The organism is Intestinibacter sp., from assembly GCF_022780145.1.
Classification (GTDB): domain Bacteria; phylum Bacillota; class Clostridia; order Peptostreptococcales; family Peptostreptococcaceae; genus Intestinibacter.
On record NZ_JALEXO010000112.1, the window covers coordinates 1 to 13543 of the forward strand.

The 13543-nt window shown below is 29.7% G+C and carries 17 protein-coding genes; all 17 read right to left on the reverse strand.

Features of this window, described 5'->3' with window-relative positions; genetic code table 11:
• Positions 1–509: F0F1 ATP synthase subunit delta (locus tag MR593_RS03965; RefSeq protein ID WP_290687101.1), on the reverse strand; the 509-nt coding region annotated here is incomplete at its 3' end.
• On the reverse strand, positions 506–1006 hold the full coding sequence (gene atpF / locus MR593_RS03970; RefSeq protein WP_290687103.1) for a F0F1 ATP synthase subunit B: 501 nt from the start codon (positions 1004–1006) through the stop codon (positions 506–508). The genes atpF and MR593_RS03965, both read right to left, overlap by 4 nt.
• Before the next feature lie 95 nt (positions 1007–1101).
• Positions 1102–1347, reverse strand: coding sequence for an ATP synthase F0 subunit C (atpE, locus tag MR593_RS03975; protein WP_290687105.1), 246 nt, complete (start codon positions 1345–1347; stop codon positions 1102–1104).
• Positions 1348–1434: 87 nt separating this feature from the next.
• Positions 1435–2139 carry a F0F1 ATP synthase subunit A gene (gene atpB, locus MR593_RS03980; protein WP_290687106.1) on the reverse strand — a complete coding sequence of 235 codons (705 nt, stop codon included), beginning with the start codon at positions 2137–2139 and terminating at the stop codon, positions 1435–1437.
• Between the two features lie 2 nt (positions 2140–2141).
• Positions 2142–2531, reverse strand: coding sequence for an ATP synthase subunit I (locus tag MR593_RS03985; RefSeq protein ID WP_290687108.1), 390 nt, complete (start codon positions 2529–2531; stop codon positions 2142–2144).
• A 4-nt stretch (positions 2532–2535) separates the two neighbouring features.
• Positions 2536–2763 (reverse strand): AtpZ/AtpI family protein, encoded by a 228-nt coding sequence (locus MR593_RS03990; RefSeq protein ID WP_290687109.1) that lies wholly within the window; start codon positions 2761–2763, stop codon positions 2536–2538.
• Positions 2764–2946: 183 nt separating this feature from the next.
• On the reverse strand, positions 2947–3390 hold the full coding sequence (locus MR593_RS03995) for a deoxycytidylate deaminase (RefSeq protein WP_290687111.1): 444 nt from the start codon (positions 3388–3390) through the stop codon (positions 2947–2949).
• Positions 3391–3498: 108 nt separating this feature from the next.
• Positions 3499–4128 carry a uracil phosphoribosyltransferase gene (gene upp / locus MR593_RS04000; protein WP_290687112.1) on the reverse strand — a complete coding sequence of 210 codons (630 nt, stop codon included), beginning with the start codon at positions 4126–4128 and terminating at the stop codon, positions 3499–3501.
• A gap of 39 nt (positions 4129–4167) precedes the next feature.
• On the reverse strand, positions 4168–4620 hold the full coding sequence (rpiB, locus tag MR593_RS04005) for a ribose 5-phosphate isomerase B (RefSeq protein ID WP_290687114.1): 453 nt from the start codon (positions 4618–4620) through the stop codon (positions 4168–4170).
• Positions 4621–4931: 311 nt separating this feature from the next.
• Positions 4932–5972 (reverse strand): L-threonylcarbamoyladenylate synthase, encoded by a 1041-nt coding sequence (locus tag MR593_RS04010; RefSeq protein WP_290687116.1) that lies wholly within the window; start codon positions 5970–5972, stop codon positions 4932–4934.
• Positions 5973–5993: 21 nt separating this feature from the next.
• Complete coding sequence (locus MR593_RS04015) at positions 5994–6674, reverse strand: ZIP family metal transporter (RefSeq protein ID WP_290687118.1); 681 nt, start codon at positions 6672–6674, stop codon at positions 5994–5996.
• A 131-nt stretch (positions 6675–6805) separates the two neighbouring features.
• The gene (gene prfA / locus MR593_RS04020; RefSeq protein WP_290687120.1) at positions 6806–7870 is read right to left on the reverse strand and encodes a peptide chain release factor 1; all 1065 of its coding nucleotides are present in this window, start codon (positions 7868–7870) and stop codon (positions 6806–6808) included.
• Between the two features lie 12 nt (positions 7871–7882).
• A complete protein-coding gene (gene prmC, locus MR593_RS04025; protein ID WP_290687122.1) occupies positions 7883–8734 on the reverse strand; it encodes a peptide chain release factor N(5)-glutamine methyltransferase in 852 nt (283 codons plus the stop codon).
• Positions 8735–8744: 10 nt separating this feature from the next.
• The gene (locus MR593_RS04030) at positions 8745–9656 is read right to left on the reverse strand and encodes a DUF1385 domain-containing protein (protein WP_290687123.1); all 912 of its coding nucleotides are present in this window, start codon (positions 9654–9656) and stop codon (positions 8745–8747) included.
• Positions 9657–9828: 172 nt separating this feature from the next.
• A complete protein-coding gene (gene rpmE, locus MR593_RS04035) occupies positions 9829–10029 on the reverse strand; it encodes a 50S ribosomal protein L31 (RefSeq protein WP_290687125.1) in 201 nt (66 codons plus the stop codon).
• A gap of 130 nt (positions 10030–10159) precedes the next feature.
• Positions 10160–11812 (reverse strand): transcription termination factor Rho, encoded by a 1653-nt coding sequence (gene rho, locus MR593_RS04040; protein ID WP_442908401.1) that lies wholly within the window; start codon positions 11810–11812, stop codon positions 10160–10162.
• Between the two features lie 283 nt (positions 11813–12095).
• Positions 12096–13097 (reverse strand): class II fructose-bisphosphatase, encoded by a 1002-nt coding sequence (glpX, locus tag MR593_RS04045; RefSeq protein ID WP_290687127.1) that lies wholly within the window; start codon positions 13095–13097, stop codon positions 12096–12098.
• Positions 13098–13543: the final 446 nt, after the last annotated feature.

The following is a 13543-nucleotide window of genomic DNA, read 5'->3' on the forward strand; positions in this document are numbered from 1 at the left end:
CCATCTAGACGAGTTTTTATTGTTCCGTCTATTTCAGTATTTCCAAGTCTTACCAAGACTCCACCTAAGACACTTTCATCAACTTTGTTCTCTAAAGTAACATTTTTATTATATTTTTTAGAAAGCTCACTTTCAAGCTCTTTTATTTTCACATCATCCATTGGAATTGCACTTATTACATATCCTTCTAAGATATTTTTCTTTTCATTTAGCAATTCTTTATATGTAGTCTCTATTGATTTTAAAGAATTCATTCTTCCTTTTTCTATTAAAACTTTGAAAAAATTCTTTAAGTCGTTGTCTATTTTTCCTGCAAATAGCGCATCAACTAATTGAATTTTTTCAGCCTTTGATACTAATGGAGACTTCATAACATTGTTTAATTCTTTATTTTCACTTATTAGAGAAGATACTTCTTTTAGTTCATTATATAGGTTGTCAATTTTATTTTCTTCTTCACCTATTTGAAATAGAGCTTCAGCGTATCTGTTAGCTATTACATCTATCATTTAGCTTCCCCTACCTCTTTTATAAATTTTTCGATTAAATCTTCATGTTTAGATTTATCTATATCTTCTTCTAATACTTTTGATGCTGCTAGTATAGCTATATCTGATATGTCATTTCTGATTTCAGCAATAGCTTGTTCTTTTTCTTGAGCAATATCTTTGCTTGCTTTAGCTTTTAATGCTACTGCTTCAGCTTGCGCATCAGAAACTATTTGGTTAGATTTTTCCTCGGCTCTAGCAGTAGCCTGTCTGATAATTTCTCTACCTTCCTCTTTCGCTATGCTAACTTTTTCTTCATATTCTTTCTTTAAAGCTATACCTTCATTCTTAGCTTTTGCACCTGCTGCTAAATCTTCTTGAATCATATTTTCTCTTTTTTCAATTATATTTAGAACTGGTTTAAATAATATTTTTTTCAATACTAAGAATAGTATAACTGTATTTATAATCTGGAATAATAATTCCCATGATATGATTACTACCGGTTTGAAATCCATAACTATTCCTCCTCTTGACAAACCCTAAAACTTACATTTAGGAGATGACCAAACACCTCCCAATTGTAAATTTAAAAATATTTTTAAATAACTTTTTATACCCATGGATTTGCAAATATAAGGATTATTGCTATAACTAGACCATATATACCTGTTGATTCTGCAACTGCTGCCCCTAAAAGCATTGTAGAGATTATATCCCCTTTAGCTTCTGGTTGATTAGCAACGGCTTCTGCACCTTTACCTGCTGCGTATCCTTGTCCTATCCCTGAACCTATACCTGATGTAACTGCGATTCCTGCTCCTATAGCAGATCCTAATACCATTAATGCTTGTTCCATAATAAATTCCTCCTTAAAAGATATAAATTTTAAATTTTTCTTTTTAATAAGTTTGATAAATTGATAATTTTTTAAATTTTAAGCTTACTACTCTGTTGCATTTGATACAAATACCATTGTTAACATTACAAATATAAATGCTTGCAAGCAACCTGAAAACAAGTCAAAGTATAGATGTAAAGGCACTGGTATTACTAATTGTAAGAATGGGATTGATACGCTAGGTATTAGTGTTGATATGAACGCTAATAATTGGTAAAGAAGTCCCATAATTACTGTACCACCTAATATGTTCCCAAATGGACGGAATGTAAGTGATATTGGAGTTGCAAATTCACTAACTATATTCAAAGGGAATAATAGTGGAACTGGTTCCAATAATCCTTTCCAATAAGCAAGTCCTTTTGCTTTCATACCCTCGAAGTAAATCAAGAACACAGTAATTAATGCCCATCCAAGTGTAGTATCAACATCGGTTGTTGGAGATTTAAATCCAAGTAAACCAATTAAGTTTGAACATAGGAAGAATAAAAATAATGCGCCTATGTAATAGAACATATTTGGCATCTTTTTAAATACGTCCTTACCCATATTACCTTCAACTAGATTCTTAAGCATAGTCACACCATATTCTAACATTATTTGAACCTTGCTAGTGGGAACTACTTTTAAGTTTCTAGTTAGTAAAAGTGATACTATTATCAAGAAAGCCATTATTATCCAGCTTGTAACTACAGTCTCACTTATGCGGAAACCATTTGAAAACGTAATAATCCATTGTGCGTATTTCACAACTATACCTCCTTTCTTTTAAATTTTGATGTTACTAATGTTTTTATAAATATAACAACTTGAGTACTTATTAATCCTATTGCTGTTCCTATTATATGTAAATGAGGATTCCTAACAGATACAATAAGTGCTGCAGCAGTTATTGTAAGCCTTACCATATATCTAATACCAGTATACGCTTGAGCCTTTCCTGGTGGTAAATCTACTGCCTTTTCTAGTGCCAATGCTAGTAATCTAAAGTTAAGTACAGCTATTACACTCCCAAAAATAATTCCTATAAGCATAGGAAAACTAAACTTTGATATAATTAGTAATATTACAATTGCCACTACATCAAATATAGGAACACCGACTGTAATCGCCTTAACCTCTTTTGATACCTTGACATCCATCTAATCACTTCCCTTTCGTGTATTTACGAAGAACTTTATATACAGAGTTAAATGCACTGGCTATCCCTAATACCAAAAATATAACCATGAATATAGGGTCTGTATTTAATTTAGAATCTATAAATCTTCCTATAAAAAAACATCCAAATATACAAACTAATACGATTATACCTAACTGGGTTATTAGAGATCCCATTTCTGCTACTATGCTAAATACACTTCTGTTTTTCATGATATAAACACACCTTTTTAATTTATTTTACAAAATATGTATATATTTTTATTAAATATATTACCATATTTTTAAACAAATAAATAAATTTAATTAAAAATATTTATTTATTTTTTATATAAATATTATTTTTTGTATATTTAATATACTATTTTAGTTTATTACTATCTTGATATCTAATTGTTATTTTTTAAAGTTAACAACTTCTATTCCTGCCTCTTCTAAAATCTCACTTGATAGCTCATCAGGATAGTCACCTAAGTAAACGATTTTTTCTATACCAGCATTTATGCACATTTTAGCGCACATAACACATGGTCTGGTAGTTACGTACAGAGTAGAGCCATTTATATTAATTCCATTATGAGCTGCTTGAATTATTGCGTTTTGCTCTGCATGTAATGCCCTACAAAGCTCGTGTCTTTGTCCTGAAGGGATTTTAAGTTGCTCTCTTTTACATCCTATTTCTTCACAATGTTTTAATTTTTTTGGTGAACCATTATAACCTGTTGTTAAGATTTGTTTGTCCTTTACTATAACAGCACCTACTTGTCTTCTAATACAGGTAGAACGTTTCTTCACTATTTCTGCTATTTCCATAAAATATTCATCCCATGATGGTCTCATAATTAATCCTCTTTTCCTAATAAATATTTTATTTATTATGTATACAGAATACTTAGCCCCTATTATTTTATAAGGATCTATATAATATAGATCCCCCTTATTATTAAATTATTTAGTACCAAATATTCTATCTCCTGCATCACCTAATCCTGGAACTATATATCCATGATCATTTAATTTTTCATCTATCGCTGCTACAAATATATCTACATCATCATGATGTTTTTGTACTTCTTGTATACCTTCTGGAGCTGCAACTAAATTTACTAATTTTATATTTTTTGCTCCTTTAGCCTTTAATACATCTATAGCTGCTATAGCAGAACCACCTGTTGCAAGCATTGGATCTACAATTATCATTTCTCTTTCTTGAATATCTTGTGGTAATTTGCAATAATATTCAACTGGTTTTAAAGTTTCTGGATCTCTATATAGACCAACATGACCTACTCTAGCTGTTGGAACTAATGTTACAAATCCTTCAACCATTCCTAAACCTGCTCTTAGTATTGGTACTATTCCTAATTTTTTACCAGATATGATTTTTGACTTTGTTGTAGTTATAGGTGTTTCTATTTCTATTTCTTCTAACGGTAAATTTCTCGTTACCTCATACCCCATTAACATTGATATTTCTCTCAATAATTCTCTAAAATCCTTTGAACCTGTTGTTGTTTGTCTCATAAGAGTTAATTTATGTTGAATTAATGGATGATCTGTAACTATAACTTTACTCATTATTTGCCTCCTATACTAATTTCTTTATTTTAGTTTTTATTATTTGTTGTATTTCTTTTCTATGTCACCTATTAAATTGACTCTTCTTAAATGTCTATCGCCTTCGAATTCTGTATTAATCCATGTATCAACTAATTCCAAAGCAAGACCTTTTCCTAATACTCTTTCTCCTAGAGCTAACATATTTGCATTGTTATGCGCCTTTGACATTTTAGCTGAGAATACATCAGATACTACAGCACATCTTATTCCAGGTACTTTGTTTGCTGCTAATGATATGCCTATTCCTGTACCACAGCATACTATTCCATAATCAACTTCTTTTGCTATTACTGCTTCTGCTACTTTTTGTCCATAGATTGGATAATCTACTGATTCATCAGCACTATTTGTTCCATAATCTACACATTCTATTCCTTTTGCTTCTAAATGTTTTATTATTTCTAATTTTAAATTGTAACCGCCATGGTCACATCCTAAACCTATTTTCATTTCTAATTCTCCTATATAAATTTTTTTATTTAAATGATTGATTTTTTTTTAACTATCTAGATATAATTATACAATTATTTTTCATAAACTACCACAACTTTTTTTAATTATAATTTATTTTCTAATTATTAAACATAACTAAAGTTTACATAAAATAAACAAGTTGCAATACTTTTCTTAATTGTTAATTTTTATTCTTCGTTGTTTTTTTAACTAAATTTTAATATTTCTTATTTTATTTAAGCAGGAAAACATTTCTAACTTAATAATAACTTATTTTCATATCAAATTTCAACAAAATTAATTTATTATCAAGCCTTTATAATCTTATATCCGGCAGATTTCAAAAGTCTGTTCATTATAGCACATCCTATACCTTCATTTGTAAATTCTTCTGAATATATTATATCACATTTTTCCTTATCTGCTTGTATTAATGCATCAAATAGATTTGCAGCAACATCTTCTAAAGTTTCTCCTAAACATATAGTTTTTCCTATATACAATTTTTTGTTATTTTCTAAACATATGACACCTGTTTTTAAGTTTTTTCTGTCATTTTCTTCTGTCAGCTTATTTATTTTATCAATAACCTTAAATCGTTCACCCGATACAATATAAACATCTGCATTTGGAGAATAATGTGTATATTTCATACCTGGAGCTTTGGCTTTTATGTTATCTTCTTTCTTTTCTAATGCTGAATCTAATTTGACATCTCCAAGCTCTTTTTCTAGTTGTTCTTTTGTTATGCTACCTGGTCTCAATATAGTCGGAATATCTCCTGTTAAGTCTAAAACAGTCGATTCTAGTCCATATACACAATCATTTCCTAAAATTATTCCACTAACTCTGTGGTTCATTTGTTCATAAACATGTGAAGCTCTAGTTGGTGATGGTCTTCCAGATATATTAGCAGACGGAGCAGCTATAGGAATATTTGCTTCTCTTATAAGTGCATTCGCTATTTTATTAGAAGGCATTCTGATAGCAACTGTATCTAGTCCTCCACTAGTTCTTTTTGGTATTATGTCTTTTTTATTTAAAATTATAGTTATAGGTCCTGGCCAAAATTTATCCATAACTATTTCGGCTTGCTTAGGCACACTTTTAACTAAATTATATATTTGTTTTTTGTCGCTTATATGAACAATTAAAGGATTATCACTAGGTCTTCCTTTAGCTTCATAAATTTTACTAACCGCTTCTTCATCTAATGCATTTGCTCCCAAGCCATAAACTGTTTCAGTTGGGAAGATAACAGTTTCGCCTGATTTTAAAATTTCTGCTTGTTTTCTTATTTCCTCCATATCTATATTATCTACGTCAATTTTACTAATCAATGTATCCATATTTTATTCCACCTCTTTTATCTAAACACAATATACAATTATTGTTCCAACTAAAAAACCTATTATACAAAAAATATTCTTAGTTCTTGGTAAAATTTCTTCAAGTACAACATATAACATAGTTCCCGCTGCAATCGATAAAAATATTCCAATTAGAGAATTGAAGTTTCCTGCAAAATATACTCCAAGAAAACTTCCTATGCCCATAGGAACTCCTGCTATAACTGTATATAATATAATCCTACTTGTTTTCATTTTTGTTCCCGCAAGACTTAGTGCTGTAGCTAGTCCTTCAGGAATATTATGTATTCCTATTACTAATGCAAGTGTCCATCCTAAATGTGTAGCCGATACAAAGGACGACCCTATAGCCAATCCTTCTGGCAAATTATGTAGCATAATACTTATAAAAATTAAATATCCCGACTTTTGATCTTGCGACATATCTAAATTATTTTTTATAAGCATCGTTATTATTACTCCCATAAAGGTCGCAATTACAGTTATCCAAATTCCCTTTAACTCTATGGCTTCCTTCATCAAGTCAAATACGACAACCGCCAGCATTATACCACCAGCTAATCCCATAAAAAAATCTATGCATTTATCGATCTTTTTCTTAAAAATACCAGATAAAACACCGCCCATACCAGTTCCCAACACTCCTGCAAGCAGACCAATTAATGTAATTTTAAAAACCATATTATTACACTCTCCCAATTTAATTTATTTTATTATATGTAGATTCGACTACTAAAATTAATAATTTAAGAGAGTTTAATATGCCTTATAAAAAAGCCAAATGATATATCAAAATCATTTGGCAGTTATCATTATATAGCTGACATTTTCTTTGTTTGGTCTTCTGTTATAAGTGCATCTATCATTTCATCTAGATCACCATCTAAGAAAGATTCTAATTTATATAATGTTAAATTTATTCTATGGTCACTTACTCTTCCTTGTGGGAAATTATAAGTTCTTATTCTTTCAGATCTATCTCCTGTACCAACTTGGCTCTTTCTTTCAGCTGCTATATCGTCGTGTTGTTCAGCTAGTGCTTTGTCGTATAATCTAGCCTTTAATACCTTCATAGCTTTTTCTTTATTTTTTAATTGTGATTTTTCATCTTGGCAAGAAACTACTTCACCTGTTGGGATATGAGTGATTCTTACAGCTGAGTCAGTTGTATTTACGCATTGTCCACCGTTTCCAGAAGCTCTAAACACGTCTATTCTTAAGTCGTTTGGATTGATTTCTACTTCTACATCTTCTACTTCTGGTAAAACTGCTACTGTTGCAGTTGAAGTATGTATTCTACCGCCTGATTCAGTTGTTGGTATTCTTTGAACTCTATGAACACCTGATTCGTATTTAAGTCTAGAGTAAGCTCCTTTACCTTTTATCATGAAAGAAACTTCTTTGTATCCACCTACACCTGTATCACTTGCACTTAGAAGTTCAGTTTTCCATCTTCTTCTTTCAGCATATCTAGAGTACATTCTGAATAAATCTCCAGCGAATAAAGCAGCTTCATCTCCACCTGCTCCACCTCTGATTTCAACTATAACGTTCTTATCATCGTTAGGGTCTTTAGGTAATAATAATACTTTTAATTCGTCTTCTATTGGTTCTACCTTAGATTCTAATTCTGATAATTCCATTTTAGCTAATTCTCTTAATTCTTCATCAGATTCTTCTTCTAGTATTTCTTTAGATTCTTTTATATTGTCTATTACTTCTTTATATTCTCTGTATTTCATTACGATTGGTTCTAAATCAGCGTGTTCTTTCATGTATTTTTGCCATGTTTTTTGGTCGTTTATAACTTCTATGTCGCTGATTTTTTCTGTAAGCTCTTTGTATTTATCTTCTAATACTTGCAGTTTATTTAACATTTTTTCACCTTCCTAATTATTATAAAATCCTATTACTACTCTTTCAAATCCTTGCAAATCAGATTTGGTATATATACCCTTAAAACCATTTTGTTGCATAATTTTACTTACATCAGATGCTTGATCATGTCCAACTTCATATGCCAATATTCCATTTTCATTTAAAAATTCTCTAGACTCTCTTGTTATCTTTCTATAAAAATCAAGTCCATCTTCTCCACCTTCTAACGCATTATAAGGCTCGAAATCTTTTACCTGTCTATCTAATCCATCTATATCTGATTTTTTTATATATGGTGGATTAGATACTATTATATCAAATTTATTTTCTCTTGATACATTTGAAAAGACATCTGATTTGATAAAATCTATTCGTTCATCCACTTTGTTTGAAACGGCATTTTTAGATGCTATTTCTAAGGCAATATCAGAAATATCTACTGATACTATATGTGATTTATCTAAATATTTAGCTAGGCTAACAGTAATTGCTCCTGAACCTGTACCTATATCTAAAATATTCAATCCTGTTTTATTATTGCATATATTTATAATTTCTTCTACTAATGTTTCTGTATCTGGTCTAGGAATCAAAACTCCCTCTTTCACAAAAAAATCCAATCCCATAAATTCTCTATTTCCTAAAATATAAGCAATTGGTCTTTGATTCAATCTATCCTTCATCATTTCTAGAAAATATTTTTCTTGATCCTCGCTTAATTCTTTATCTAAGTACATTCTTATATACATAGAATCAACATCTCCCAATGCTCTCTTTAAAAGTAGTTCGACATCTAATCTAGGAGTATCGCTAATATTTTCTAGCTCTCGGCAATATTTTATAATTATTTCTTTAATAGTCATAAATTACCCCTTAATTCTCACCTAATGCTGCCTTAAGTGCTGCTATTGCAACCTCTAATTGTCCGTCATCAGGCTCTTTTGTAGTTATTTTTTGCATCATCATCCCTGGATATGCGACAATTTTGCTTAAAATATTATTATATTTCCCAAGAAATTTTATTATTTCATAAGATATTCCTGCAACTATCGGTATGCATAAAATTCTTATAGCTACTCTTAAAAATGGATTTGGCCATCCAAAAAAAGAAAACAATATAATGGATATAAACATAACTATAAATAAAAAATTTGTACCGCATCTAGGATGCAATCTTCCAAATTTTCTAGCATTCTCAACTGTCAATTCTAAATCATTTTCATAACAATAGACGGTTTTATGCTCGGCACCATGATATTCAAATACTCTCTTGATATCTGAATTCAAGGAAACTATAGCCATATAAGCTATCAGTATCGCTATTCTAATCGCGCCTTCGATTAAATTAAGTGCTATATGACTATCTATTATCTTAGCAAATAATCCACCTATAAAAGTAGGTATCAACACAAAAATACCAACAGAAAGCAATAAAGATATTATTAAAGACACTACTATTATTGCATCATTTGCCTTTTCTTTAAATATTTTTTTAAGAAATCTATCTATAGCATCCTCTTCCTCTTCTTCTAAGAAAAACTCCGAAGAAAAATTCAAACTCTTTATTCCACTGACCATTGTATCTATTAAAATAAATCCCCCTCTTAAAAAAGGAATTTTATCTATTTTTTTATCTCTTACCCAGCTTTTAATCTTATCCTTTTTTATCTCTATCTCTCCATTAGGCTTTCTAACCGCAATAGCTTTGTAATCCTCTGACTGCATCATTACTCCCTCTATTACAGCCTGGCCTCCGACTTTGCCTAATCTTTTTTTATTTTCCATAACATTCTCCTTAACCCGCGATTAAGTTTTTACACATCTAATATTATATCAAATTTACAGTATTAAAAAAGGGCATGTTGAAAAATAAAAAATCTTTTATCCTATACATCCCTCGTAATTATCGTAAAAATAAAATAGAGGCTGGAAAACCAACCCCTGTTTTTTTTGAATATTATTCCATGTTGAATCTTTTTTTGAATTTGTCGATTCTTCCACCTTTTTCTATATTCTTTTGTTTTCCTGTATAGAAAGGATGGCATTGAGAACAAATTTCAACTCTTATTTCGTCCTTAGTTGAACCAGCCATGAAAGTATTTCCACAAGCACAACGTACTTCTACTTCTTTATATTTTGGTTGTATATCTTTTTGCATTATTGTCACCTCTTTTTTCTTTATATTTTAAAATTAATTATACTAATTTTTTTTACTTCTTCAAATATCAACTCCAACATTATATCATATGTTTTCGAAGGGTTCAAGCATTTTTAACAGTCTTTAAAATTTATTTATTAAGCTCTCCATTTATATTGTTTATAAATTCTTCATTAGTTTTTGTTCTCTTCAATGCTTCTAATATATTATCTGTAACCTCTAGTACAGAATTGTTGCTCATTTCTTTTCTTAATTTCCATAAAGCAGCTTTTTCTTTATCTGATAATAATAGATCTTCTCTTCTTGTTCCAGATTTATAGATATCTACAGCTGGGAAAATTCTCTTTTCTGCTAATTTTCTATCTAGATGTAGTTCCATATTACCTGTACCTTTGAATTCTTCAAATATTACATCGTCCATTCTTGAACCAGTTTCAACTAAAGCTGTAGCTAAAATAGTAAGAGACCCACCTTGTCTTATATTTCTAGCTGCACCGAAGAATTTTTTAGGTCCATGTAATGCACCTGGATCTAAACCACCTGATAGCGTTCTTCCTGTAGGTGAAATAGTTAGGTTATAAGCCCTAGCTAGTCTTGTTATACTATCTAATAATATAACAACATCCTTTCCATGCTCAACTAATCTCTGTGCTCTATTTAAGACCATTTCCGCTACCTTTACATGATGATTTGAAACTTGATCAAATGTTGAATATATAACATCTGCATCAATAGACTCCTTCATATCTGTAACTTCTTCAGGTCGTTCATCTATTAATAATACTATCAATTCCACATTTGGATAATTTTTTACTATACTATTTGCGACACTTTTTAAAAGAATAGTTTTACCCGCCTTAGGAGGCGCAACAATTAAACCTCTTTGTCCTTTTCCTATTGGTGATATTAAATCTATCAATCTAGTAGATATTTCATTTGGTTGTTTTTCTAAAGTTAATCTTTCTTCTGGATATATAGGAGTTAATGTTTCAAAAGACTTTCTTTGTATTGCAGTTTCTGGATCTTCATCATTTATCTTTTGAACAAATAAAAGAGCTCTAAATTTTTCTCCTGTTTTAGGATGTCTTGTTATACCTCTTACCTTATCTCCTGTCTTCATATTAAATCTTCTTATTTGAGAAGGAGATACATATACATCATTTTCTGTAGATAAATAATTTGAACCTCTCAAAAATCCAAATCCATCTGGTAATATTTCTAATACACCTACTACTTCATCATCCTTTGAAGTATTAAATTCATTTATTATTTTAGATTCCTCTACTACCTTAGGTGTATAATTTCCCTTTGTATTATTAGAAGATTTATTGTCGTTATTTTGTTGTTTATTATCATTTTTTTGAAATTTATTGTAATTTCTTTGATTATTTATATTTCCTTGAGTATTATTTTTTGTATAATTTTTATTTTCGTATTTATTATTTTTATTATTTTCAGGTTTGTATGGTGTTTGTTTTATATTATCTGTACTTTCAGTTTTATTATCTTCATCTACTTTAGTATGTTTTTCATCTAAGATTTCTTTCTCTTCTTTTTCTAAATCCTTATTTTTATCCGTATCTTTGTTTTCTTTTATTATTTTGTTTTCTTCCTTAGTTGCATCCGTATCATCATTTTTTAATTTATTAACAGCTTCCTTTATTTTTTCAATTAAATCCGCTTTTTTATACTTAGTTACTGACTTTACATTTAACTCTTTTGCAATTTCTCTTAATTGAGCTAATGTTTGACTGTTCAAGTCATTTAGATTAATATTTTCTATATTCAAAATAGGCCTCCTCGCTCACAATTTTTATTTAAATTATTTTAATTTGGAAATAAACGGCATGAAAAAGAAAAGATATTTATTTTAGCTCGAACATAATTACAATCTAATAATAGCATTTTTTTTATATTATGGTCAATAAATAAAATAAAATACATATTTGTATACATTTTTTTGCTAAATATATTTACACATATAAAAAATAATCCATTGTTTTTGCCAATATACAACAAAATAAATGGATTATCTTCTTATTAATTCAAATTTTTAACAATATTTTCTATTCCATATTGTATTTTTTCATTAAATCTATTAATATTTGATTTTTATCTAAATTATGTATAGCATTTACAAATCTTATAGTTCCTGTTTTTCCTCTCATTACTACAGATTCTGTTTTAGCTTTATTATCTCCAATATGAATTACACCTTTTAATAGATTTCCTTCTGTAATCCCTGTAGCCGCAAAGAATAAATCGTCTCCCTTTGCTAAATCATCTATAGTTAATTTCTTTTGGATATCTTCATCTGAGAATCCCATTTCATGACATCTATTTCTTTCTTGTTCGCTTAATGGATAAATTTGGGCTTGCATATCTCCACCCATACATTTTATAGCAGCAGCTGTTATTACACCTTCTGGTCCTCCACCGATTCCCATTAGCATATCAACACCTGTTTCCTCAAAGCAAGTTGCAATACCAGCTGCAACATCTCCGTCTCCAAACATTCTTATCTTGCAACCTAATTTTCTAGCTGGTTCAAATATATAGTTATGTCTTTCTCTATCTTGAGCCATGATTGTCATTTGAGTTGGTTTTTTTCCTAAAGCCTTTGAAACATTTAATATATTTTCTTCTACACTTTTATCTAAATCTATTGCACCCTTTGCCTTTGGTCCTACAACTATTTTTTTCATATAAGTATCTGGTGCATTTAATAGAGAACCCTTTTTACCCATCGCTATTACTGATATAGCATTTGGAAGTCCTTTTGCTATTAATGTAGTCCCATCAAGTGGATCTACAGCTATGTCAACCTCCATACATCCTTCTTCTTGGCTGCCGACCTTTTCTCCTATATATAACATCGGAGCTTCGTCAAGCTCTCCCTCTCCAATTACAACTTCACCCTTTATTTTTACTGATTCAAAAGCTCTTCTCATAGCTTCTACTGCTGCTCCATCAGCACCATCTTTATCTCCTCTACCCATAAATTGTGATGACACTAATGCTGCTGCCTCTGTAACTCTTACAAGCTCTAATGCTAAATTTCTATCCATTTTTTTCTCCTTTTTATACTTATTTTTAATTTATATCATTCTAATTCATTTAAATTATATATATACTCTAGTCTTTTATTTATTATTACCACTAAATATTATACATTATTTACTTTTGATGTCTACTATTTAATTTTAATAAATACGATTTCCTGCAATTTTTTTGTAAAAATTTCCTAGAAAATAATAAAATGCAAAAAAAGCCACCGTATATATTTACACGATGACCTTTAATTTGCATTTTTAGATTTTTTATAAATACCATGAAATAACACTTATCAAAGTAGTAATACTTGTTACTATTAAAACTACTGCTATTCCAATGGCAATTATTTTATTCATTTTAGCTTGTTTACTTTTAGCCAATTCTATTACCTCTTTCTATTTTTCAGCTTTACTGTTATCAACCTTCAAATCTTCAGATGCTGCTACTTCCTTTTCAAAAG